The organism is Mucilaginibacter sp. NFX135, from assembly GCF_048565145.1.
Classification (GTDB): Bacteria; Bacteroidota; Bacteroidia; order Sphingobacteriales; family Sphingobacteriaceae; genus Mucilaginibacter.
Window position 1 is genome coordinate 4,072,677 of the sequence record NZ_CP183412.1, and the last position, 22,893, is coordinate 4,095,569.

Here is a 22,893-nt window from a genome sequence, read left to right on the forward strand (position 1 = left end):
GCACGTTTAATGGCAGCAATAAAAAGTCTTGATACTTGATACTAACTACTTGATACTAAAAAATCACCGCTTTACCCGCATAAACATCATAAATAACATTTCGTACAGCTCCGGGTGTTTGTGTTTCAGTTGTTCGGGTTTCTGAAAAAAGTATTCGGCGGCTACGGCAAAAAATTCCGCTTCGCTGGTAGCAGCATATGGGTTGATATCGGATTTACCTTCTTCTATTTGATGGATCTCGTGATGGATCATTTTTAACCAGGGGAGTACATAATCATGCGCCATCAGGTTTTCGGGGATACCATCCGTAGCCCCATCCGATTTATCCAACAGGTGCACAAACTCATGAATGGCCGTATTTTCTTTACCAGCTGAACGCGAAAAACCTTTGGTAAGCGCCGCCCTCGACAGGATCATTTGTCCGTTCATATAGCCCGAACCCACCATTCCCATGATATTCCGACCCTCGCCTTCAAACTGAAACTCCGCATCAAAAGTATCCGGGTATAGTATCACATTGGTAAGGTTGCTGTACCGCCAGTTGCCCAGTCTGAAAATAGGGATCACCGCGCTCGAAGCGATCATGACCCGGTCGGTATCTTCAATGGTTGTGCCCACGCCTTCTATGGTAATGCCTTCCAAAAAATCACTTACCTTTTGCTCAAACAGGAGCTTATCAACAGCATTCAGGCTTTGATAAAACGGGATATACCTTTCCAAGATGGCTTTATAAGCCGCATTGGAAGCCGTTATTTTTGGCTTACGCTTACCTTTCAAAAAGAAGTATCCGATAAAAACAACAATAACAAGCAATATAATGATTGGCGTCATGAGATTTAAAAATCAACGGAATCAACGGAATCCTCTCCATCAACGGTCAAATATCAACATTAAATCAGGTAAATCAGCAGCACCGTAAGGGCAGCTATCAGCGTATTCAAAAAGTTTACGGCATTGTTGCTCAGGTATCCGCGGCGTTCTAACAGGGCCCCCAGTACAGAATCGGTCAAATTGCCTATTGTTCCGGCAATAACAATCCAGATCAAACTGCTGCTCCACCCAAAACCAATGGCATAAACCAGGGCTATAACGCAGCTGCCGGCCACACCAATTAAAGTGCCTTCCAAACTGATCACACCATCGAATCCCCGCTGATCGGGTTTCAGCGTGATGATATTGAAAAAACGCCTGCCGTAAACCGTGCCCAGTTCCGAAGATAAAGTATCTGCTGTTGCCGAGGCAAAGCCGGCAGCCATCATCCATATCCAAAGTGAGGTATATACAGGGAATACTAAAACCAAAAGACCAGCAATAGCCCCCACGCCGGCATTAGCAAGAACCTGCGTAGCGCTCCGGCCGCCCTGGTGTTCTTCGGGATTGGCAAAACTTTGCTTTTGATGTTTTTGCCATGATGTGGCAGCCGAACCTAAAATAAAGAAGGAGGTCATCATAGTAACGCCGGTATATCCCGCCCCGGCGAAAACCAAACAGGCAACCACAGCGCCTGTGAACGCCGCCAACGGGGTTAGTTTACGGGTAGATACGCTATAAACTACGCCCGCGATCAGGATAAGAACTAATAAACCGTAGTGAGACAGCATGGATGTTAGAGTCAAGAGATTAGAATCAAGAGCCAAAAGTCGAGAATCAAGAGACAAGAACCAAGAGGCAAGAAAAGGTATTCCCATTAAAATCTTCAATAACAGGGTGACCTGTTGATATTATTTTTCTTGATTCTTGCCTCTTGATTCCTGACTCTGTAATAATCCCTATTTTTACGGCGTTATGAAAGATATATTAGGCCAGGCCATTCATGATCATTATTATAAAAAGCCGGAGCACAAGCTCTGGATCAATAATCAATATGGCCCCCCTGAGGAGATGCCGGTGGAGGCCTATTTCCGCGAAGAAGACGATATGCCCGATATAGAGTGGCTGGCCTTAAACGAGTGCCGGGGCGATATATTGGACATCGGCGCCGGTGCGGGCGGGCATGTATTGCTGCTGCAGGAACGAGGTTTTGATGTTACCGCACTGGAAATATCCAATCTGGCGTCAGAAGTGATGAAAGCACGCGGAGTTCAGCAAGTGATCACTGCCGATATATTTGAATACCAGGAGAAGCAATATGATACTTTGCTGCTACTCATGAACGGCATTGGGTTGACGGGTACCCTACTCAAACTAAAAACTTTTTTGCAGCATGCTAAACAACTGCTTAAACCAGGCGGACAGCTTTTGTTTGATTCATCAGACATCGCTTATCTGTATGAGGGTAAGCTCCCCGGAAACGGTCCATATTACGGTGAAATACAATATCAGTATCAATATAACCAGCAAAAAAGCGATTGGTTCCCCTGGTTGTACATAGATGAGCAAACACTTACTGGGATTGCCGGGGAAATGGGTTACGATATGGAGGTTTTATTAGAAGATGAGTTTAAACAGTATCTGGTAAGGCTCACTTTAAATTTGACAGTCCAGAAACCTTAAGCTTATCCCGTTTTTTTATCTTTATCAAGTTTTGAGCATTATACCATGAAAAAAGCTATCGACCATATACTGGAGGGCCGTGAGAAAAAAATAACGGAAGAAGATGTAGTGATACAACCCTTACCTCATCAAAATTTCAGGTTTGCTAACCCTTTTATTGTTTTGCACCACATGAGGCCGGTTGTTATTAAACCGGGACAAACCTCACGGATACACCCGCACCCGCATCGTGGGTTTAGTCCTTATACTATTATGCTGCAGGGCGAAGGTTACCACCGCGATAATGCCGGTAATGATAAAGTAATAAAAGCCGGCGATGTACAGCAAATGTTTGCAGGAAGGGGCATTTTACACAGCGAAGGTCCAACTGACGAAATGTTAAAGCAAGGCGGTACACAGGAATTGATACAACTTTGGATAAATGCGCCCAAAGCCCATAAATGGGATGAGCCTTTTTATCAGGCTGCCACTCAAGAACAGCAACCCCGGGTATTAGAGAGTGATGGCCTGAATTTTCGCCTGTTAAGTGGCGACTATGAAGGTAAAACCGGACCTATTAAAAATTTTACGCCTGTAATTTCCATAGTTGGCGAAATATCAGCAGGAAAAGCAGCCCATTTTACCGCGACGCCTGGTTACTGGACTCTGCTGTATATTATCCATGGCGATGTAGTGGTTAACGATACCGCTGTATCTGCTCATAACCTTATTGTGTTCAATAAGGAGAATGAGGATATTTCCGTAACCGCTGCTACCGATGCTCAGGTATTATACCTTTCGGCAGAGCCTATTGAAGAGCCCGTTGCCGCGAAAGATAATTTTGTAATGAACACGCCCGAAGAAAACGAACAGGCCATTTCCGATTATAAGAACGGCCTGTTCGGTAGCTTAAGCTTTTAACCAGGCAGCACATTTTCTGTATTTACAGGGATGCTGTCGTACTTTTCATAAAGCTTTAAAAATTTAGCCTGATCAATAGGTTGTTCGGTTAATATTTCTTTTAAGCCAAAAAAGAAACCTTCCCGGTTTTGCCCCGGATTAAATATTAAAGTGGAGGTAACAACGCTATCGCTGTTGTTACGAAACCCGTGCGGCGTAAACCTGGGAATGTAAACCACCGAACCTTCTACAGCATCTATAGTTTTATCTGCCAGCTGAATAGTTAACGTGCCTTTATTCACTATAAACGTTTCGTCCATATAACGGTGATAATGAAGTTGTGCGCCAACGGTACCGGGTTGCAATACAATTTCATATACACCCAATTGATTATTTGATAGCTCGCTGGTTACTTTTAGTGTGATCTTGTTGCCGGCAATCGCCAATATTTCCCCTTCGCCAGGACTAAAAATCACCGCTTCATTTTTCAGTTCGTCGGCATAATGATTTGTTGAAGTATTCATGATATTGATATTATGCCTGAGTTTTAACTTCATAATTTAAATACCAGCCGAAACCAAACCGGTCTGTAATTACCCCGAAGGCGCCCCATGGCGTATCCTGTAATGGCGAGATGAACCGGGCTTCTGCCGAAAGCTTTTCAAAAAAAGTTTTAACCTCTTCCTTATTTTCACTGCCGATACATAAATAAACTGCATTGCCATGATTAATACCTTCGGGCTCGGTCAATTCAGAGGCAAACAGGGTAATACCATTACTAATTAAGCTGGCATGCATAATGGTTTCCGGAGCTTCATGCAGCATAAATTCGGCCATTGGCGAGTTTCCAACGGTTTGAAGGGTTAACTCCCCGCCAAAGCAATTTTTATAGAAAGTCATCGCTTCGCGACAGTTTCCATTAAATTTTAAATAGGCATTGATCTGTGTCATGATAATTTGTTTTTGTTTGATAAAACAAATTTCCATAACCGCCTGAGTAAAAACGTTTACAAATGTTGAGACCCTAAAAAATTTATAATTCGGCCCTGATACGGCTTAATTGAGTGGGCGTTATACCCAGGAATGCCGCTACCTCGTGCTGCTTTAGCCTGGGCTCCAGTGTGGGATAGTCTTTTAAAAATTGAATATACCTGGTTTTGGCTGTATCGGAACGGAAGGCGATCTCCAGCGGCTCTTTTTCAATGATCCAGTGCAGCTCCATATACCGGATATACATGGCTGCTATATCGCTGTATTTTTCTGTTAACTGTTTAAAATCATTAAAATTATACTCCAGCACCACACTTGGCTCCAGCGCCTTAATGGTGAACATACTTGGCCCTTTTAATAATAAGGCGCTGGTTGATGCTACGAAATATCCTTCGGGGAAAAACCGCTTGATAATGGTATCACCATTTTCAGATGTATAGCTTTGTGCAAACAACCCTTCGCCAACAAAGGCAACCGTTCGGGGTATCTGTCCTTCTGTTAAAAAAAGGTCATTCTTGTTATACACCTTTCTTTTTAAACCTTTTTCCCAGGCTGCCCGGCTTTCATCTGATAATTTGGTATAGTTGTTTATCCTTTTCCAAAACTTTTCCAGTAGTTCTTCCAATGTTCAACTCTTTAAATGATTTCCAAAGTTAAACTACCAAGATAACGCTTATGCTTTTACAATAGCAAATGGGTTGCCTACTTTGCTTTGCGGATATAAATATTACCGTTCATATTCTTCATCAGAATTTCCGGACCACCGCCATCAATTTTTCCGTAAACCCAATCATCAATTTTAAGGCTGTACATACCGCCTTTATTGGTACGGGTAACAGCCGGTTTCTGCAGACTACTTACTACATTAAAGTCGGTGTAAATATCCCCCCGATCTGATTTGAGCTTTACATTCGCTTTCAGTGTGGCTGGGAAAGTAACATCTACATTCCCATTCAATGTGGTGAACGCCATAGCCGCCTTAGGATCGATAGATCTGAATGTAACTGTTACATCACCATTTATAGTATTGGCCACTACAGAACCAGAAACACCGGTTAGTTTGATATGACCATTCACATTAATTATCTCCAGCTCACTTTTTACATTGGAGACAATGATATTGCCGTCATTTATAGTTGATATCTTTAGTTTGCCTCCATTTTGCGGCACTTTGATAGTAAGGTTAACAAACTTGCCTGCACTGCCGCCTACATTCACCTCATTGTTCTTTTCTTCGGCAGTAACATCCAGATTATTGTTGCCTATCAGGCGTTTCATACCGTTGCCGCTCTCTTTCACATGCCCTTGCCTTTCTTCTCCTGATTGGGCATCAATCACAATGTCTTTACCCTCGTAACCTGTTACGGTAATGGAGCCACGTACCAACCCTGCGCTTAATTTATAAGGCTTACTTGGATCGCTTAAGGGAACAACCAATTGCCCTGAACCATTTTGTGCCTGGATACGTGTATTTGTTAATAAAACAGCAATCAGTATCCCGGTAATTTTTATAGTTTTTATCATTTTCATGTCCTTAGCTTTTATTATTGCTTTTTAATATAAATATCCCCGTTGAGGGTTTCAAACTTGAATAGTTTACCACCTGCCCCAATCCTTACATCAGAGTTTTTGCTCAGTTTATAAGTTGTGCCTTTATTATTTTTTGACTGTGTTGTAATTACCTTACCGGGCATTACCTCTGCGTTGGGGAAATCTGTATAAAACTGACCGTTCATACTTTTAAACTCCAAATCAGCGGCCAAACCTGCGGGATAAGTAACCTTTACCTCTCCATTGATAGTTTTATAGGATGAAGCTTCTGCCGGAACTTTAAGATAGTTGGCCGTAACCGCCCCGTTAATGGTATGAGCATCTGTGGTACCTTTGGCGTTTATGATATCTATAGGACCATTGATATTGTTGATACTTAACGCCCCGTAAACATCTTTAACTGTGATATGACCATCATTAATTGTTGATACCCGGAGATTGGCATTGAACGGTACCTTCACTGTAAATTCCAGCTTAATTTTATACTTAACTTCTGTGTCATTACCATCATGCCAGCTATGATGCGGTTTTGAATTATAGGGTTTCGCGATATAGGCTATCACGCTATCGGTTTTCTGATCAAAGGCAAGCTTAACTTCATTTTTTCCCTGATCCACAATCTGCTGATCCCTGCCAGAGATGGTTTCATCAATTTCCATGATAACCTTATCGCCCGAATAACCCTCTACATTGATGGAGCCATACACATTGTAAATAGCTACAACACCACTTTGAAAGGTAAACTGCTTGCTGATATGTTGCTTAAACTCCTGGGCCGAGGCCGAAAATTGGGCAAAACAAAGCCCTGCTCCCGCCAAAACGGGGATCCATATTTTTTTCATAAACTGGTTTTAAATAAGTTGTGTTATTGTTTCCTTGATCTTTTCACGCACACCGCGATCCAGATCTTTTTGTTTTAATAATTCTTTAAATGAGCCTATCGAACGTTTTTCCTGCAGCTTGAGCATTACATCGGCTATGGCAGATTGCATTAGTGGTGAGTCCTGATCTAAAATAGAACGGATAAGCCCTTCCCTAACCTCGGGATGATCAGACAAATGCGCCAGGGCATCCAAGGTGCTTAAGCGTACATTTACATTTGGGTCGTTATTTAAGGTAGTCAGCAGCGCGTTGATCACCTGTTTATCGGCATGTTTTATCTCGCTGGTATAACTTACCCCCCTCATTCGCTCAGATGCTGATGGATTCTCTAACAAGGCCAGCATCATCGTTTGCCTTAACTCATGCACTTGTGACGAAAGAGCCTGCAACTGCTCATCTTGCTTGTTACTACGGCCTGAAGAAAAAACCCAGTACCCGCAAGCAAAGCTGATCAATACCACAATCAGGCTATAGGCCAGCGGCCAGCGTGGCTGCAATTGCCATAACCGGTCCCAGTTATCCGATAGCTTATCCCAAAAGCCTTTTTTTTCCGCGACCGATGCCGCGTAAGTATCCAGCATGGCGTAAAACTTCACCTTTACATTTACAGATGGCTCGGGTGTTTCCAAATCGCCCAGTTCATCCCACAACTCTTTCATGGCCGCCAGCTCCTGCCCGCAATTAGCACAACCGGCAACATGATGCTCCAGTTCTGTTTGTTGCTGAGGGGTTAACTGTTTATTTATGTAATCTGTAAACAGTTCCTGGTATTGATCACACTTCATCTTATTCCTGTTTAGCATTTCCTTTTTAAATAAACCTGTTTTAACTCCTGCATAGCCCGATGTGCCCTTACTTTAACAGCGCCCTCAGTAATTTGAAGTATTTGTGCTATTTCCTGATATTTTAGCTCCTGGAGGCGGCTCATGATCAAAACCTCACGGTGATCATCGCTTAATTTTTTCATTGCCCCATGAAGCTCGGTACGCGTTTGCCTGAGCTCAAATTGCTCATCGGCCGCTATACCTCCCTCAATCCTATCTGCAAAATCCGCAACATCAAAGTGCGAAACATTCTCCGATTTCTTTTTATAACTATCTTTTAATACGTTGCGTGCTACCTGGTACATCCATGCCATAAACTCGCCTTCGCCGGTAAAGCTGTTACGGTATTTGAGCATCTTGTAAAAAACAGTTTGAACCATATCTTCACTACCCTCGCGGTTATAGGTCATGTGAAACAAAAAGCCATAAAGAGCCCTGTGGTACCGCTCAAAAAGCAGTCCCATTTTTTCCAGTTCACCGGTTTTAACCCGGAGCATGATGGCATTGTCACTTAGCGTATTCAAACAGGTTTAGTTGTTTTAATTTACATTGGAGACATCTGTAAAAAAGAAATGGTTACAAGAAATTTAAGAAATATTGTAATTTACTGATTATGAGTAAAAAACTAGTAAAAAAAGAAGGCCTTCATTATTCATGTCGGCCTGTCTTTTCTTGCGGTAAGGTAGGTATAAATTCTTCGTTGTTAATGTTATCGCACCTCAATCGGTGGGGTATTAATTTATAGCGTCAAGCATCATGGTACCCATGAGCTTTGATTTTTTATCGTATGTTTCTGATTTTACAAAGCGACCCAATTTGGGAGAATACCACTCGGCGGCTTTGATATGTACGGGAATACCGATGCCCATCATTTTAATTTTCATGGTAGCATCATAGGTGATCTTGTAACAATCAAAACTCCCGGCATTGGTGGTAACACTTTCAGCTTTTTCAACCATCCGGTTAACAATATCCATTTGCATTTGCGACATGGATTGCCCGTTATTGCTGATATCGATAGTAACCGCCCCGTCATCCAGTTTTTGACCAATGCTCAGATTAAGCGGATAAGCCAGGTATTTGGCGTCTCCGGTCATTTTCATATTGCTAAATTGTTTCATGGAAGAAGCCGGAACAAAGGCCTTCATATCAATTTTAATGGCGTTGCCATCGCAAATTATTTCAGAATCGCCACCACCTGCTGATTTACCATTTTTATCAATAACTTCACTGTGTACGGTTACCGTAGAGGCATCTTTTTTGGTAGCTGTGTATATGAGTTTTCCGGTGGAATTTCCTTTGGCATCCTGATTTAAATAGGTCAATTTTTTTCCACTCACCGCACCAACAAACTGGTTGCAATTTTGCGCTATGGCTAATTGACACCCAAAGAACAGCAGCGTGAGGAAAGTGATGACCCTTTTCATTTCGACTTTAACATTTACCTGTAAAAGTCTGCTTACTATCAATTATTCACAACAGTACAAACACGCTATTGGTATGCGGGTTTTACGCATTCGTACAAATGACTATTTTCAGTGGAGCTGAATGTCTGTATCCTCTTATTAATTATTGGCTACCGGTTTCATTATCTGATTAAGGATCAATTGCCAGTTGAATTTTTGTCTTACGCTGTTAACCTGTTGTATATCTTTTATATAAAGCGGGTTAAAATAAGCGGCCAACGAAAGAGTATAAACACCGTTGGCCGGTTCAAACAAAGTACCTGCTTCATATCCCTTTTCGTGATTTTCGGCGCGTTTCTTATCAAACGATACTTTGCTGTTTACAAACTCGCCATGGGTTTTGGCTCCTGTTACAAAGGGCACTAAAAAGTCAACCGATTTTTGGATAGACGCTCCTTTTTCTGACTGATAGCTAAAATAGTTTTTGCCTGTGGCCCGGTAAATAACCATACCGGCTCGCAATAAGGGCTCAAGCGTATAAGTATGGTAGTGCAGTGCGTCTCTTTCCAAAAAGTCAAAGCCGCTACCATCGGCATTCAGGTTAGCGTTGATCTGCTTTTCCAGTTCCTGGTAAATCCGGGGTTCATAACCTGTGTTATGCAATGTAAATGCAACCAAGGTGATGGTTTTGATACGATGCGAATTCCAGTTATTAAAGCTGGTTGTTTTACCTGGTTTGGCAGAGGCGCTGTTGAGCTCTGCTTCACCAACTTTGATCAACCAGTTGTCAATCTGTTGTTTTGATTCCGTGGAAACATTATTCCTGATCAGATCGTACCCAGTGATGAAATCTTCCAGCTTGGTTTCATTGATGGGATCACCATTCGGCTTATTGGTATTGGCCCAGGCCAGCAGAAAATCCTGCGCCTTTTGCAAATATGCTTTTTGCTGATACAATCTGTAGCATAAAGCCAAAGCATAAATCTTATTACCATCCTGCAGTGCTTTAAGACTGGCTGTTTTTGCCGGATTACCCGCCAATACTCCCTGCGATACAATAATTTCGATAGGATTTGGCTGTTCATTTAAAGCCTGTTCTGCCGTTTGTTTATAGGATTCAAATGCTTTTTTAACCTCTTCCTTACTTTCTATATTCTTTTTTAACGCCTGTATTTCGGCATCGCTTAAGCTAACGTATTGCGCTCGTGCACACAGGCCTGCAACAAGAAAACTTATCAATAAAACTACTTTTTTCATGGGTTAATTACGGTTAATTACAGGCTGACCTTTATACAAATGCTGTTTACGCAACAAAGCTTCCAGGTAATAATAGTCTGCGTAAATTATAGGCACATCTATTTCGGTACCGGCGGGTTTATGCCCAGTACTGTGGATCAATAAAAAACCTTTGCTGCCACCCGGTTTTGCCCGATATTTTTCGCTTAACGTTTTAATAATTTTATCGGCGGTTGAGCGGTATTCCTTTGCGTTTGTGCTATAAGTACTTAACTCATATAATGCCGAAGCAGCTACAGCCGCGGCCGAAGCATCGCGCGGGCTATTGGGTATCGCCGGGTCATTATAATCCCAGTATGGTACCAGGTCTGCTGGTAAATTGGGATTGCTGAAAATGAATTTGGCAATATTTTCGGCCTGTTTTAAATAGGCTTTATTATGTGTTTCGCGATAACACATGGTATAACCATAAAGGCCCCATGCCTGTCCGCGTGCCCAGGCCGATTCGTCGGCATAGCCCTGGTGGGTTTGCTTATGCAGTACTTTCCCGGTTTCCGGATCATAATCAATTACATGATAGGAGCTATAATTAGCCCTGAAATGGTTTTTCATAGCGGTATTGGCATGTGTTACCGCTATTTTATAAAAAGACGAATCGCCGGTTAAGCGGGTGGCTTCAAACAGCAGCTCCAGGTTTAGCATATTATCAATAATAACCGGGAATTTCCATTGTTTACGGTTATCCCATGATTTGATCGACCCCACAATCGGGTTAAACCGGGTTGATAATGTTTTAGCCGCTTCAATAAGTACTTCTTTAAAATGCTCGTCTTTGGTTAAACGATAGCCATTGCCAACACTGTTATATACTTTAAAACCCATATCATGGGTAATGCCATTTGTTTTCTCAACCTCAATATTCGCGGTGAATTTTTGAGCAAGCGTCATCCACTTTTTATCTTTTGTATACTCATATAAAAACCATAGCTCACCCGGAAAAAAGCCGCTGCACCAATCTTTGGAAGGTACCATGACCAGTTTTCCGTCAGCGTTTAAACTGCGGGGAGATACCAGTGCCGAGCTGGCCGGGTTGGATTTTATAGTGTCCACTTCTTTTAACATCAAAGCGGTTTGGCTTTGCGCAAATGAAAAGGCTTTGGCTACATCGGTTTGTGAAAATACTTTCGTTGACAAAAAAGTCAGCACAAAAAAGATGATCAAGTTTTGGGTTCTCATAAATTATATAAAAGTTTATAACCAGTTTGGTTAGTCTTATGTTCAGGGGATAAAAGACACTGATGATGAGTTCAATATTACGACGTATTCGTGCCAAAATAAAAGTATCGGCGGTTAATTTTTACGCAAACGTTTGAGTTGACGTTATGTAACCCGGGCTTTACTGTGTTTTCCGGGCATATCTTTTTAATGAAAAGCGGGTAAAAGTGCTATTTAATGGATGTTTTTATCTAATTTTAAGAAAATACTCATATACTTGTTGAGTTGCCGGGAGAGAGCCAATTATGAATTTTGACGCTATTACTATAAGGGATATTGCCAGGGAATTACACCTATCTGTGTCTACGGTTTCTAAAGCACTGAGAGACAGTTATGAGATCAGCGAAAAAACCAAAAAACTCGTCATGGAGTTTGCTCAAAAGCACAATTACCGGCCAAATCCCATGGCCCAAAGTCTCAAAAAAGGGCATAGCAAATCCATCGGCATTGTGGTTTCCAGTATCGATAACCAGTTTTTTTCGCAAGTAATTAATGGCATGGAGTCTGAGGCTTATAGCCAGGGTTACAATGTGATCATCACCCAAAGTCATGAATCGTACGATCTGGAGGTACAAAACGTAAGTCACCTCATCCACCGGGCAATTGACGGCCTGCTTATTTCCATTGCAACCGAAACCGCCGATGTTGAACACCTCAGAAAGCTGCAGCAACAAGGCTTACCTATTGTTTTCTTTGACCGGGTGAGCAATGAAATAGATACGCATAAAGTTATAGTTGATAACCGGGGCGGCGCTTACCAGGCCACTACGCACCTGCTCGACTCAGGTTATAAAAACATTGCCCATATCACCAGTTCGGTTACATCATCAGTTACCACCCAACGACTGGCCGGCTATGTAGATGCACTGGTTGAAAGAGGCGTCGGCGTAAATGAAGAATACATCAAATATTGCCTGCACGGCGGCCTTAACCTGGATGAGCTTGAACTGGCGGTTAATGAATTGATGCAAACAGAGCCTCGCCCTGATGCCATCCTTACCGCCTCTGACAGGATCACGACATCTACAATGACCTTACTCCATAAAAAAAATATCAGGATACCACAGGACATAGCACTGGTTGGTTTTTCCAATACTGTACTGGCCGATGTATTAAACCCATCGCTTACATCGGTACATCAGCCCGCTTTTGAAATTGGCAGAAAGGCTACCGAAATGTTGTTAAGTATCATTAACAGCAAACGCCCGGTTACTGAATTTGAAAATGTGATATTACCCACCGAACTATTTATCAGAAGTTCATCAGCAAGCAAGCATAAATAAAACCTTCGCCTCCCGAAGTGTTCTTAACAACAATCCCTCTCCTGAAATACACCTTAGTGTAAGGACATTTTTACATTCCTTGTTTTTCGAAAACGATTGCGTAAATAAAATTGAGGCAAAGTGTAAAACACCGTGCCAAATGTAGGTACTTTTGATATGTGCCATTCGCCTGAATAAGGCGATCACCCATTATAAACTCTGTATTAATTTTTAAAGTTTGCTGTATGTATCAGGTTGTACCTTCATATTTTGTAAATGCTATTGATCAGCCATTAAACATAGTAAGTGTAACTAATACTCGTTTGCGTTAATGAAAGGATACCTGCGTACGGTCATGAAATTTACTGACAGTGTAATATAACGTACTAAAAACCAATAAAACCAGTGCTTACCAAAACAGATTGAATATGAAAGAATAACAGACAAAAAAGTCTGGTAGCAGACGCCCCTCCCCCCATCATCAAGGTTTCCTCAAAAAATTCAGCAACGAAAGTCGCCAGGGAATCCTATTGCCAATTTTTTAAACCTAATTAATACCATAAACAAAGAATATGAAGAGAAAAGCTTTATTTTTTAGCGTATTCAGAAGCACCTCACTGCAATTAGCGCTTATTTGCTTTTTGCTAACAGGCGCTTTTGCCAGCGTTGGCGCAAGGCCAGGAGCTGCGCCAATGAAAACTATTAAATCAACCGGCGGCAATTTAAAAATCGCGGCGGATATAAAAATAACCGGTCGCGTTACCGACGAGAAAGGTTTGCCTCTTCCCGGCGCCAGCATACGGGTAAAGGGTACAAAAGCGGGTACCACCACTGATATTGATGGTAAATACGCCATAACAGTGGCAGATAATAACGCTGTTCTGGTATTCACAACCATCGGCTACACCGCCCAGGAAATACCCGTTAACGGACGTAAAACCATTGATGTTCAGTTACTAAACAATGCCAAAGACCTGAACGAGGTTGTAGTTGTAGGTTATGGCGCTCAAAAGAAACGCGATGTTACAGGTTCTGTATCATCGGCAAATTTAGGTAATGTTGACAAAACACCCGTATTTGGAACAGCACAGTTACTACAAGGTCAGGTTAGCGGGGTTCAGGTTACACAAACCAACTCGCAGCCGGGTGCAAGCTTCAGCATCCGTATCAGGGGTACAAACTCAATTAGCAACAGCAGCGAACCATTATATGTAGTTGACGGTTATGCAGGTGCCGATATAACAGCCCTTAACCCCAATGACATTGCCACTATGGATGTATTAAAAGATGCATCCGCAGCGGCTATCTATGGTAACCGTGGCTCAAACGGTGTAGTTATCATTACTACCAAAACAGGTAAAGCCGGCCAGAATAATGTTTCGGCCGATGTGTATTCAGGGGTGCAAAAAGTAGGAAAGATGCTTGACATGATGAATGCAACTCAATTTGCCACCTATCTTGATTCCGTTACCTCTTTTCTGAACAGGAGCTCAAAAACACCATCGCCGCTGCCATTTACTACCGATCAGATCAACGCTTTGGGCGAAGGTACTAACTGGCAGAAAGAATTATTCAGAACAGCCCCAATCACCAACGCCAACGTATCCATTAACGGTGGAAATGATTTGACCAAATACCTGGTTAGTTTTAGCTATTTCAACCAACAAGGTATCATTTTAAATTCGGGTTATAAACGGGGTACATTACGTTTTAACTTTACACATGACATCAGTAAAAGAGTAAGGGTTGGTGTAAACTCGCAAGTATCTTACGATCAGCAAAACCTGGCCAACGTAAACACCAGCGGAGGTGCTAACGGCGGTACATTGCTTGATGCTTTGCGTATAAGCCCAACAGTTCCGGTTTATGATGATCAGGGACAGTTTACCTTCCAAAACGGACCCCTTGGATATACAAATCCGTTAGGTAACCCAATAGCCGCGGCTACTTTAAACACTGATATTGATAATGCTTTACGCTTATTTGTTAACACCTATGCGGAGTATGACATATTAAAAAATTTAAAGTTCAGGGCAAGTGTGGGTACTGATGACCGATTTGAAAAGGAAAAGATCTTCAGACCGAGCAATACCTACCTGGGCACAAACCTCGGTGGCGGCTATGCGCAGATCATAACCCCAACAAACCTGAACTGGTTAAGTGAAAACACAGTGACTTACAATACCACCATTAATAAAATACACAGCATTACGGCTTTAGCCGGTTTTACTTACCAGGAGTTTAATTTCAGAACAAACTCTGCTACGGCAACCGGATTAACTACCAACAACTTAGGACCTGACGGCCTGGGTGCCGGTTCAAGTGCAACTGTTTCGTCAAGTGGTAATGGACGCAAACTCGCCTCTTTTATCGGACGTATCAATTACAGCTTGCTTGACAAGTATTTGTTAACAGTTTCTGTGCGCAGAGATGGCTCATCTGCCCTGGGTGCAAATTATAAATGGGGCACGTTCCCATCAGCTGCATTAGCCTGGAGAGTTGGAAGTGAAGACTTTATTAAAAACATCAAGGAGATCAGTGATCTGAAACTCCGTTTAGGTTACGGTATAGTAGGTAATGCTAACATACCTGTTAATTCACCACTTAAGCAATATGCATTAAATACATATGTGCTTAATGGAGCTCGTATTGTAGGCTTTTCGCCGGGTAATATCCCTAATGACAACTTACAATGGGAACAAACCCGTTCATACAATCTCGGACTTGATCTTGGTTTATTCAATAACCGCATTACCTTTAATGCCGATGTTTACGACAAAAAAACAACCAAACTGCTATTTGCACGCCCGGCACCTTCAACAACCGGTTTCCAAACAATACAGGATAATTTGGGTGGTATAAGCAATCGCGGTATCGAGCTGGCTGTAAATACCATCAACATCAATAGTCAGCTTGTTAAATGGTCAACCGGGGTAAATTTTTCCAGAAATATCAATAAGATATTAGACTTGGGTGGTACTCAAAGCGTATTAACCGGTAATGTAAGCTCAAGCTTATATCCCGGCGGTCAAAATTCAGCCATATTACAGGTTGGCAAGCCTATCGGATCATTTTATGGCTATGTGTATGACGGTATCTGGCAATCACAACAACAAATCACTGCAAGCGGTATCACCAATGCTGTTGTTCCGGGCGATCCCCGCTATAAAGACCTTAACGGCGATCATATCATCAACGCGTCCGACCGGACTATCATCGGGCAGGCTTTGCCAAAATTCAGCTACGGCTTTAACAGTAATTTAACCGTAGGCCCTGTTAACCTGTTTGTATTAATACAAGGTGTTTATGGCAACCAGATCATGAATGAAAACCTGATCGAGGGAGAAAATGGCACGCTTAACGATAATAAGCTGGCGCATGTATTGACCCGTAGTTTTGGTATGCCTGGTTCTGACAATACACTACCAAGCGTGGGCAGCACTTTACGCCGCAGCCTTGGCCCAACCAGTGATATATTGGAAAGCGGCAGCTACCTGAGGTTTAAAACCATTACCCTTACTTATAACCTGCCTTTACCAAAGTGGAGCAAGGTATTTAAATCGGCTTCTATATATGTAACCGGTCAAAACCTGTTCACCATTACCAAGTATACAGGGTATGATCCGGAGGTAAATACTTACGATACGGCAAGCGGTAATTATACTTCTTTGGGTACCGATTATAATCCGTATCCAAATGTTAAAACATACACCATGGGATTAAAATTGGGTTTGTAAACCGTAACTCTAAATAACGATAAAGATGAAAAAGATATATATACTATGTGTTTTGGCAGGTTTGGGATTATCTTCCTGCAAAAAGGCACTGGACGCAAAACCCGTTGGTATTTTAACCGACGGAAACTTTTACCTTAATGCCGCCGATGCGCAATCGGCAGTAGTTGGCGCATTAAGCCAGCTACAACCGCAGGCATATTATCAACGCACGGTTTATATCATGGGCGAACTTTCTGGCGATGGTCTTGTACCCCTGCTTACTCAAAACCAGGAACGTATTGATATGTATAAGTTAACCTATACCGCACAAAATATCGAGATCAATAACTGGTGGGTAAACAGTTATAAACTGATCAGCAGGGCTAACGATATACTTGCAAATGTGCCAAAGATCAGCATGGATGCTGCGGCCAAGAACAATTTATTAGGAAATGCCAGTTTTTTACGTGGCCTTGCCTACTTTGACCTGGTACGCAGCTTCGGTGATGTTCCGTTGATCACTCACCCTATTACCAGTAAAGATGATCCGGATTTTTCTCCGTCAAGAACCGCTGCTAATAAAATATACGCGCAGGTAATTGCCGATTTACAATTCGCAGAAGCTAATTGTTTATCTGAAGACAAGATAGCGGCTGCCAATAAAGGCATGGTATCATCTGGTGCCGCCTCAGCTATGCTGGCCAGGGTTTATTTGCAAAGGGCCAGCACCACGTTTGCTGATCCTAACGATAATCAGAACGCGCTAAATGCCTGCAATAAGGTGATCAATTCAGGTATTTATAAGCTGATGCCTAATTACAGCGATGTATTTAATTGTGATCTTAAATATTTCCCGCAGCAAACAGAACATATTTTTGATGTACAATTTGGTAATAATAACACGACCACGCAAAACATCATTGTACGTATGTTTACACCTAAAAACGGATCGGGGTCGTTCCTGGCCAATCCATATATGGCCAATCAGCTTTACTTTGGCCCTGATAAAAGAAAGACCTGGAATATATCAAATACCGTTGTTGATGCCAAAGGTGTAGTTTCATCTGTCCCTTTCTATATCAGTAAATACCGCGATCCGCAATGGGTATTAAACTCCAATAACTCCAGGGTAAACTGGCTTGTACTGCGCTACGCTGATGTATTACTGATGCAATCTGAAGCGATGAATAATATTAATCCAGGCGATCCTGCCAAATTTAATGGCATGAATACCGTTCGCGACAGGGCGGGTTTAACTGCATCGCATTTAGACCTGACAAATACACCTACAGCATCAGCATTTATAGATACACTGGTTAAAGACAGGGCACGTGAACTTTGCATCGAAGGCCATCGCCGCTGGGATCTGATTCGCCTGGGCAGGTTTAAACAAGTAGAGCAGCAAGTAAACGGATTTACTGCGCAGGATTTCCAACTTTTGTTACCATTACCACAACCCGAGCTCGACGTAAATAAAAACCTAAAACAAAACCCAGGATATTAACCCATTATGACATACAGACATATCACCCTATTTCTGTTAATACCCTTATATTTTACCGGCTTTGCACAACGCAAAGCCGGTAAAACTGTTTTTATACTGCTTGATGAGCAAACGCTTGAGCAATGCAAACAACAGTATCAAAATAAAGATACGGCTATGGTAGCGCAGGTTAACAAACTGATTACCCATGCCGATAGCCTCCTGGGTGCTGGTCCTTATTCCGTAACCTTTCATAAAACAAAACTGGCGCCGAGCAACGATAAACACGACTATGTAAGCCAGGCACCCTATTGGTGGCCAGACTCTTCCAAAAAAGATGGTAAACCTTACATCCGCAAAGATGGCAGGAGAAACCCTGAAATTTACTTATTACATGATGGCAGTCAGATGGGCAGCTTATGCAATAATGTGGAGCAACTTACGCTGGCCTGGTATTTTACGGGCAACGAAAAATACGCTGAAAAAGTTAAAAGTTTACTGCAGGTTTGGTTCATCAATGCCGACACCCGAATGAATCCTAATTTAAATTATGCACAATATATTCCCGGGCTTAATGATGGCCGGGGCATTGGCATTATTGAAACTACAGGATTGACAGTTATCCCGGATATGCTTACCCTGCTGCAGTCAAGCAAGAATATCCATAGTAGTTTGATAAATGGTATAAAACAATGGTATAAACAATACCTGGATTGGCTGCTGACCAGCAAAAACGGTAAATCAGAACATAGCCAGATCAATAACCATGGTACTTATTATGACCTGCAGGTGGTTGATTTTGCTTTGTTCACCGGTAACCCGGCTTTGGCAAAACAAACCTTGCAGCAAAGCACCATCGCCAGGATCGATCAGCAGTTTACGCCTGATGGCGCTATGCCGCTGGAGCTGATCCGCACCAAATCTTGGGGTTATGCCAACATGAACCTTTGGGGTTGGTGCCGCCTGGCTAAAATGGCAAAGTTGGTCGATGTTGATCTCTGGCATGAACAAACCATCGATGGTAAAGGCATCAAAACGGCTATCAACTGGCTTATGCCTTATGCACTTAAACAAAAAACATGGACTCATGAGCAAATCGAACCCTTTACCTATGGCACGTTTACCCGTATCGTTCATTCCGCGGCCATGGTTTATCCCGATGATAGCTTTAAACAATATTTAAAAGAGCACCCGCTGAAAAATCGCTTAAACGATATCAATTAGCAGGTTTTAATACACTTATGAAAAGATCAGTATTATTCTTTCTGACACTTATTTTGGCGTTTGGCCAGTTAAGTTATGCTCAGCAAAAAATAAGGCTCACCGGCAACTGGGAGTTTTTGAAGCAGGACATCGGCGGTGTATGGGAAGCTGTTCGCCCGGTTACTCCTGGTAACCCCGAAAGTGTTCCGGTTTGGCAAAAAGTTACGCTGCCTCATTGTTTCAATGCCCGCGACGCTGTTGATCCGGATATCAACTATTACCAGGGGCCAGGCTGGTACCGCACCCAACTGGATATCAAAAATCCATACTCCAACGGCCATACCTTGCTCCATTTTGAAGGCGCCGGGCAAAAAACCGAGGTATACGTGTACACCACCAAAGTAGGCGCTCATTTGGGTGGATACGATGAGTGGACGGTAGATATCACCCAGGCCGTAGAAGATTTTAAAAAGACAGATGTCTATCAAAAAAGATTTAAAGGGCGCATCCCTATCGAGATCAGGTGCGATAACTCGCGCGATCTGGAAACCATCCCTTCGCAATTATCTGATTTTAATGTTTATGGGGGTTTATACCGGTATCTGAACCTGGTATATATTCCACCTGTTTCACTGGATAAAATATTTGCTTCGGCACAAACGAATAAAGAAGGCAAACAAGGCGAATTACAAGTTAAAGCCAGATTTTATAATCCGGCTAATAGCCCCACAGCCGATGGTTTAATAAAGCTGATCGACCCGCAGGGTAAAGTTGTGGCTGATAAAACTTTTCAACTCAGCAGTTTAACCGGCGATATTTCTATTGGCTCATTTCAGATTAAAAAACCAAAATTATGGTCACCGGCCAATCCGGCTTTGTACACGGTTGAGATATCCGTAAAATCCGGCGGCCAGGTTGATGTGCAAACCGAAAAAGCAGGTTTCCGCAATTTTGAATTTGCCGATAATGGCCCCTTCTACCTGAATGGTAAACGCCTGCTGTTGCGCGGTACACACCGCCACGAAGATCAGGCTGGTGTAGCCGAAGCCATGACCGATAGCATGATGCGCCAGGAGATGCAGATGATGAAGGATATGGGTGTTAACTTTATCCGATTGGGTCATTATCAACAGTCCCGCACTATATTGAACTTATGTGATAGCCTGGGTATTTTGGTTTGGGAAGAAGAACCCTGGTGCCGTGGTGGTTTAGGCGGCGAGATCTATCAGAACCAGGCCAAACAAATGATGACCAACATGATAGAGCAGCATTTTAACCATCCTGCCATTATACTTTGGGGATTAGGTAACGAGAACGATTGGGAAGGCGATTTCCCGGTGTTCGACAAAGAAAAGATCCGCGGGTTTATGAAAGCACAAAATGATCTGGCTCATCGTTTGGATCCTTCGCGCAAAACAACCATCAGGCGTTGTGATTTTTGTAAAGATATACCCGATGTATACTCCCCTTCCATCTGGGCAGGCTGGTATCGTGGCTTGTTCACCGAATACAAAAAAGCCTCCGAAGAAGAATTTAAAAAAGTAAAACACTTTTTTCATGCCGAATGGGGCGGCGATAGTCATGCCCTGCGGCATTCAGAAAATCCGGATAAAGCATTGAGTAATATCAAGGCAGGAACGGGAACAGACGAGCGCCTGGGCGATGCTTCCCTGTATGGCGGTGCAGCCCGTGCCTCCAAAGATGGAGACTGGAGCGAAAGTTATATCTGTAACCTGTTCGACTGGCACCTGAAGGAACAGGAAACCATGTCCTGGCTTACAGGTTCGGCATTTTGGGTATTTAAAGATTTCTCGACCCCTATCCGCCCGGATAACCCTATCCCCTACATGAATCAAAAAGGCGTGGTTGAGCGTGATCTTACCCCCAAAGAATCGTATTACGTTTTCCAATCCTATTGGACAGATAAACCCATGGCACACATTTACGGTCATTCCTGGCCTGTGCGCTGGGGTGATGCCGGTGAAGAAAAGATGGTAAAAGTATACTCCAATTGCGATAATGCCGAGCTTTTTGTGAATGGCAAAAGCTATGGCATAAAAAAACGCAACAGCCAGGATTTCCCGGCAGCAGGTTTACGCTGGATGGTACCTTTACAGGTGGGTAATAACGATATTAAAGTAGTGGCCCATAAAGGCAAACAAATTGTTACAGACCAGATCAGTCAGCAATACCAAACCGAAAAATGGAGCAAACCAGCTAAAATAGTGATAGAAAAAGTTAAAGATGAAAATGGAGAAGCTACCATACAGGTAAAATTACAGGACAGCAAAGGCGTGCAATGCCTGGATGCTGTAAACTGGATAGCGTTTTCACTAACCGGCGACGGTACTTTGATAGATGATCTGGGTACTTCAAGAGGCTCACGCAAAGTGCAAGCCTATAATGGTCGCGCTTTGATCAGTGTAAAAACAAACAACGGCAAAAGCGTGGTGGGTGTACAATCGCCGGGTTTGCCAACCGCATTTATTAATTTATAAGCTATGTTTAAAATACGGTATCTATTATTTTGTTGTTTGCCCCTGCTCTTACTAAGCTGGCAAACAGATACAGCCCTGCCTGTTAAACAAGAGGTAACAGCTACATTAAAGGCCGATATATTAAAAGAAGCGGCCTGGGCACTCAAACAGGATCCGGTAACTGTTACGGCCGAAACTTGTCCGCGCAGCTCGGGAGGTAAGCATGATTTTTACTCTGAAGGCGATTACTGGTGGCCTAACCCGCAGGATCCAAACGGACCGTATATACAAAAGGATGGCTTAACCAATCCACAGAATTTTGTGGCACACCGCCTGGCTATGATCCGCTTTAGCCGTATTATCGGCGCATTAGCATCGGCTTATCAGATCACCGGCGACAAAAAGTATGTTAAACAAGCCCTCTGGCACCTGAAAGCCTGGTTCATCAACCCCGAAACCATGATGAATCCCAACCTGCAATATGCGCAAGCCATTAAAGGTGTGGCCACTGGCCGGGGCATTGGCATTATTGATACCATACAATTAATGGAGGTGGTACAGGGTTTGGAGGCTATGCAAAATTCAGCATTGATCGATCAGCAAACACTTGCAGGTATCAAAGACTGGTTCAATCAATATATCACCTGGCTCACTACGCATCCATACGGTAAAGACGAAATGAACGCCAAAAATAATCATGGTACCTGCTGGGCCATGCAAACCGCTTGCTTTGCCAAATTTACGGGCAATAAGGAGGTAATGGACTTTTGCCGTAACCGTTTTAAACAGGTATTGCTACCCAGCCAGATAGCCGCAGACGGTAGTTTCCCCTTAGAATTAAAACGTACCAAGCCTTACGGCTATTCCATATTTAACCTGGATGCCATGACTACCCTCTGCCAGATATTGAGCGACAAAAATGATAATTTGTGGACCTATCAAACACCGGACGGTCGCTCCATCAAAAAAGGAATTGAGTTTCTATATCCCTTTTTGAAGGATAAAAATACATGGCCTTATGCTCATGATGTAATGCACTGGGAAAGTTGGCCGGTTGCACAGCCCTCATTGGTATTTGGCGCAGCAGCCTATGGTAATGCCGATTGGCTCAATACCTGGAAAAAATTGGATCATACTCCTACTGATGAAGAGATCATCAGAAATTTACCGGTGAGGCATCCGCTTATCTGGCTCAACTAAAAACTATAAAAGGTCC

General features: G+C 42.8%; 20 protein-coding genes. 8 read left to right on the forward strand and 12 right to left on the reverse strand.

The features are described from left to right. Window positions 1–63: 63 nt before the first annotated feature. A complete protein-coding gene (locus ACNURT_RS16865; protein ID WP_419698693.1) occupies window positions 64–831 on the reverse strand; it encodes a zinc-dependent peptidase in 768 nt (255 codons plus the stop codon). A 59-nt stretch (window positions 832–890) separates the two neighbouring features. Continuing rightward, window positions 891–1,601: a DUF92 domain-containing protein gene (locus tag ACNURT_RS16870; RefSeq protein ID WP_419698694.1), complete on the reverse strand. Its 711-nt coding sequence runs from the start codon at window positions 1,599–1,601 to the stop codon at window positions 891–893. A 184-nt stretch (window positions 1,602–1,785) separates the two neighbouring features. On the opposite strand from ACNURT_RS16870, the gene ACNURT_RS16875 reads away from it, so the two are divergent. Together ACNURT_RS16875 and ACNURT_RS16880 are read left to right on the forward strand one after the other, a co-directional pair. Continuing rightward, window positions 1,786–2,493, forward strand: a complete 708-nt coding sequence (locus ACNURT_RS16875; RefSeq protein WP_419698695.1) for a class I SAM-dependent methyltransferase — start codon at window positions 1,786–1,788, stop codon at window positions 2,491–2,493. Window positions 2,494–2,538: 45 nt separating this feature from the next. Further along, a complete protein-coding gene (locus ACNURT_RS16880; protein ID WP_419698696.1) occupies window positions 2,539–3,393 on the forward strand; it encodes a pirin family protein in 855 nt (284 codons plus the stop codon). Here the strand turns inward: ACNURT_RS16880 and ACNURT_RS16885 are convergent. From ACNURT_RS16885 to ACNURT_RS16930, 10 genes are all read right to left on the reverse strand, one after another. Next, window positions 3,390–3,896: a cupin domain-containing protein gene (locus ACNURT_RS16885; protein ID WP_419698697.1), complete on the reverse strand. Its 507-nt coding sequence runs from the start codon at window positions 3,894–3,896 to the stop codon at window positions 3,390–3,392. The genes ACNURT_RS16880 and ACNURT_RS16885 overlap by 4 nt on opposite strands. Window positions 3,897–3,906: 10 nt before the next feature. Then, on the reverse strand, window positions 3,907–4,323 hold the full coding sequence (locus tag ACNURT_RS16890) for a VOC family protein (protein WP_419698698.1): 417 nt from the start codon (window positions 4,321–4,323) through the stop codon (window positions 3,907–3,909). A gap of 82 nt (window positions 4,324–4,405) precedes the next feature. Then, a complete protein-coding gene (locus ACNURT_RS16895; protein ID WP_419698699.1) occupies window positions 4,406–4,987 on the reverse strand; it encodes a Crp/Fnr family transcriptional regulator in 582 nt (193 codons plus the stop codon). Window positions 4,988–5,064: 77 nt separating this feature from the next. After that, on the reverse strand, window positions 5,065–5,892 hold the full coding sequence (locus ACNURT_RS16900; RefSeq protein WP_419698700.1) for a hypothetical protein: 828 nt from the start codon (window positions 5,890–5,892) through the stop codon (window positions 5,065–5,067). A gap of 14 nt (window positions 5,893–5,906) precedes the next feature. Then, the gene (locus tag ACNURT_RS16905) at window positions 5,907–6,755 is read right to left on the reverse strand and encodes a DUF4097 family beta strand repeat-containing protein (RefSeq protein ID WP_419698701.1); all 849 of its coding nucleotides are present in this window, start codon (window positions 6,753–6,755) and stop codon (window positions 5,907–5,909) included. Between the two features lie 9 nt (window positions 6,756–6,764). Next, a complete protein-coding gene (locus ACNURT_RS16910; protein ID WP_419698702.1) occupies window positions 6,765–7,580 on the reverse strand; it encodes a zf-HC2 domain-containing protein in 816 nt (271 codons plus the stop codon). Window positions 7,581–7,591: 11 nt separating this feature from the next. Further along, entirely contained in the window at window positions 7,592–8,143 is a 552-nt protein-coding gene (locus tag ACNURT_RS16915; protein ID WP_370995212.1) for an RNA polymerase sigma factor, read from the reverse strand. A gap of 210 nt (window positions 8,144–8,353) precedes the next feature. Beyond that, window positions 8,354–9,046: a hypothetical protein gene (locus tag ACNURT_RS16920; protein WP_419698703.1), complete on the reverse strand. Its 693-nt coding sequence runs from the start codon at window positions 9,044–9,046 to the stop codon at window positions 8,354–8,356. Between the two features lie 138 nt (window positions 9,047–9,184). Next, the gene (locus tag ACNURT_RS16925; RefSeq protein WP_419698704.1) at window positions 9,185–10,282 is read right to left on the reverse strand and encodes an alginate lyase family protein; all 1,098 of its coding nucleotides are present in this window, start codon (window positions 10,280–10,282) and stop codon (window positions 9,185–9,187) included. Window positions 10,283–10,285: 3 nt separating this feature from the next. After that, complete coding sequence (locus ACNURT_RS16930; protein WP_419698705.1) at window positions 10,286–11,497, reverse strand: glycoside hydrolase family 88 protein; 1,212 nt, start codon at window positions 11,495–11,497, stop codon at window positions 10,286–10,288. A gap of 284 nt (window positions 11,498–11,781) precedes the next feature. Here ACNURT_RS16930 and ACNURT_RS16935 point away from each other — a divergent pair, with 284 nt between their 5' ends. The 6 genes from ACNURT_RS16935 to ACNURT_RS16960 all read left to right on the forward strand — a co-directional run bounded on the left by ACNURT_RS16935 (window position 11,782) and on the right by ACNURT_RS16960 (window position 22,877). Then, entirely contained in the window at window positions 11,782–12,819 is a 1,038-nt protein-coding gene (locus tag ACNURT_RS16935) for a LacI family DNA-binding transcriptional regulator (protein ID WP_419698706.1), read from the forward strand. 551 nt (window positions 12,820–13,370) lie between these two features. Next, on the forward strand, window positions 13,371–16,535 hold the full coding sequence (locus ACNURT_RS16940) for a SusC/RagA family TonB-linked outer membrane protein (protein WP_419698707.1): 3,165 nt from the start codon (window positions 13,371–13,373) through the stop codon (window positions 16,533–16,535). A gap of 25 nt (window positions 16,536–16,560) precedes the next feature. Then, window positions 16,561–18,018 carry a RagB/SusD family nutrient uptake outer membrane protein gene (locus ACNURT_RS16945; RefSeq protein ID WP_419698708.1) on the forward strand — a complete coding sequence of 486 codons (1,458 nt, stop codon included), beginning with the start codon at window positions 16,561–16,563 and terminating at the stop codon, window positions 18,016–18,018. A 6-nt stretch (window positions 18,019–18,024) separates the two neighbouring features. After that, window positions 18,025–19,221, forward strand: coding sequence for an alginate lyase family protein (locus tag ACNURT_RS16950; RefSeq protein WP_419698709.1), 1,197 nt, complete (start codon window positions 18,025–18,027; stop codon window positions 19,219–19,221). 17 nt (window positions 19,222–19,238) lie between these two features. Next, window positions 19,239–21,698 (forward strand): glycoside hydrolase family 2 TIM barrel-domain containing protein, encoded by a 2,460-nt coding sequence (locus ACNURT_RS16955; RefSeq protein WP_419698710.1) that lies wholly within the window; start codon window positions 19,239–19,241, stop codon window positions 21,696–21,698. 3 nt (window positions 21,699–21,701) lie between these two features. Then, complete coding sequence (locus ACNURT_RS16960; protein WP_419698711.1) at window positions 21,702–22,877, forward strand: alginate lyase family protein; 1,176 nt, start codon at window positions 21,702–21,704, stop codon at window positions 22,875–22,877. Window positions 22,878–22,893: the final 16 nt, after the last annotated feature.

Bases quoted from the DNA above. Each gene is read 5' to 3' on its own strand.
- ACNURT_RS16865 (WP_419698693.1), bottom strand. From the start codon at position 831: ATGACGCCAATCATTATATTGCTTGTTATTGTTGTTTTTATCGGATAC.
- ACNURT_RS16870 (WP_419698694.1), bottom strand. From the start codon at position 1,601: ATGCTGTCTCACTACGGTTTATTAGTTCTTATCCTGATCGCGGGCGTA.
- ACNURT_RS16875 (WP_419698695.1), top strand. From the start codon at position 1,786: ATGAAAGATATATTAGGCCAGGCCATTCATGATCATTATTATAAAAAG.
- ACNURT_RS16880 (WP_419698696.1), top strand. From the start codon at position 2,539: ATGAAAAAAGCTATCGACCATATACTGGAGGGCCGTGAGAAAAAAATA.
- ACNURT_RS16885 (WP_419698697.1), bottom strand. From the start codon at position 3,896: ATGAATACTTCAACAAATCATTATGCCGACGAACTGAAAAATGAAGCG.
- ACNURT_RS16890 (WP_419698698.1), bottom strand. From the start codon at position 4,323: ATGACACAGATCAATGCCTATTTAAAATTTAATGGAAACTGTCGCGAA.
- ACNURT_RS16900 (WP_419698700.1), bottom strand. From the start codon at position 5,892: ATGAAAATGATAAAAACTATAAAAATTACCGGGATACTGATTGCTGTT.
- ACNURT_RS16905 (WP_419698701.1), bottom strand. From the start codon at position 6,755: ATGAAAAAAATATGGATCCCCGTTTTGGCGGGAGCAGGGCTTTGTTTT.
- ACNURT_RS16910 (WP_419698702.1), bottom strand. From the start codon at position 7,580: ATGAAGTGTGATCAATACCAGGAACTGTTTACAGATTACATAAATAAA.
- ACNURT_RS16920 (WP_419698703.1), bottom strand. From the start codon at position 9,046: ATGAAAAGGGTCATCACTTTCCTCACGCTGCTGTTCTTTGGGTGTCAA.
- ACNURT_RS16925 (WP_419698704.1), bottom strand. From the start codon at position 10,282: ATGAAAAAAGTAGTTTTATTGATAAGTTTTCTTGTTGCAGGCCTGTGT.
- ACNURT_RS16930 (WP_419698705.1), bottom strand. From the start codon at position 11,497: ATGAGAACCCAAAACTTGATCATCTTTTTTGTGCTGACTTTTTTGTCA.
- ACNURT_RS16935 (WP_419698706.1), top strand. From the start codon at position 11,782: ATGAATTTTGACGCTATTACTATAAGGGATATTGCCAGGGAATTACAC.
- ACNURT_RS16940 (WP_419698707.1), top strand. From the start codon at position 13,371: ATGAAGAGAAAAGCTTTATTTTTTAGCGTATTCAGAAGCACCTCACTG.
- ACNURT_RS16945 (WP_419698708.1), top strand. From the start codon at position 16,561: ATGAAAAAGATATATATACTATGTGTTTTGGCAGGTTTGGGATTATCT.
- ACNURT_RS16950 (WP_419698709.1), top strand. From the start codon at position 18,025: ATGACATACAGACATATCACCCTATTTCTGTTAATACCCTTATATTTT.
- ACNURT_RS16955 (WP_419698710.1), top strand. From the start codon at position 19,239: ATGAAAAGATCAGTATTATTCTTTCTGACACTTATTTTGGCGTTTGGC.
- ACNURT_RS16960 (WP_419698711.1), top strand. From the start codon at position 21,702: ATGTTTAAAATACGGTATCTATTATTTTGTTGTTTGCCCCTGCTCTTA.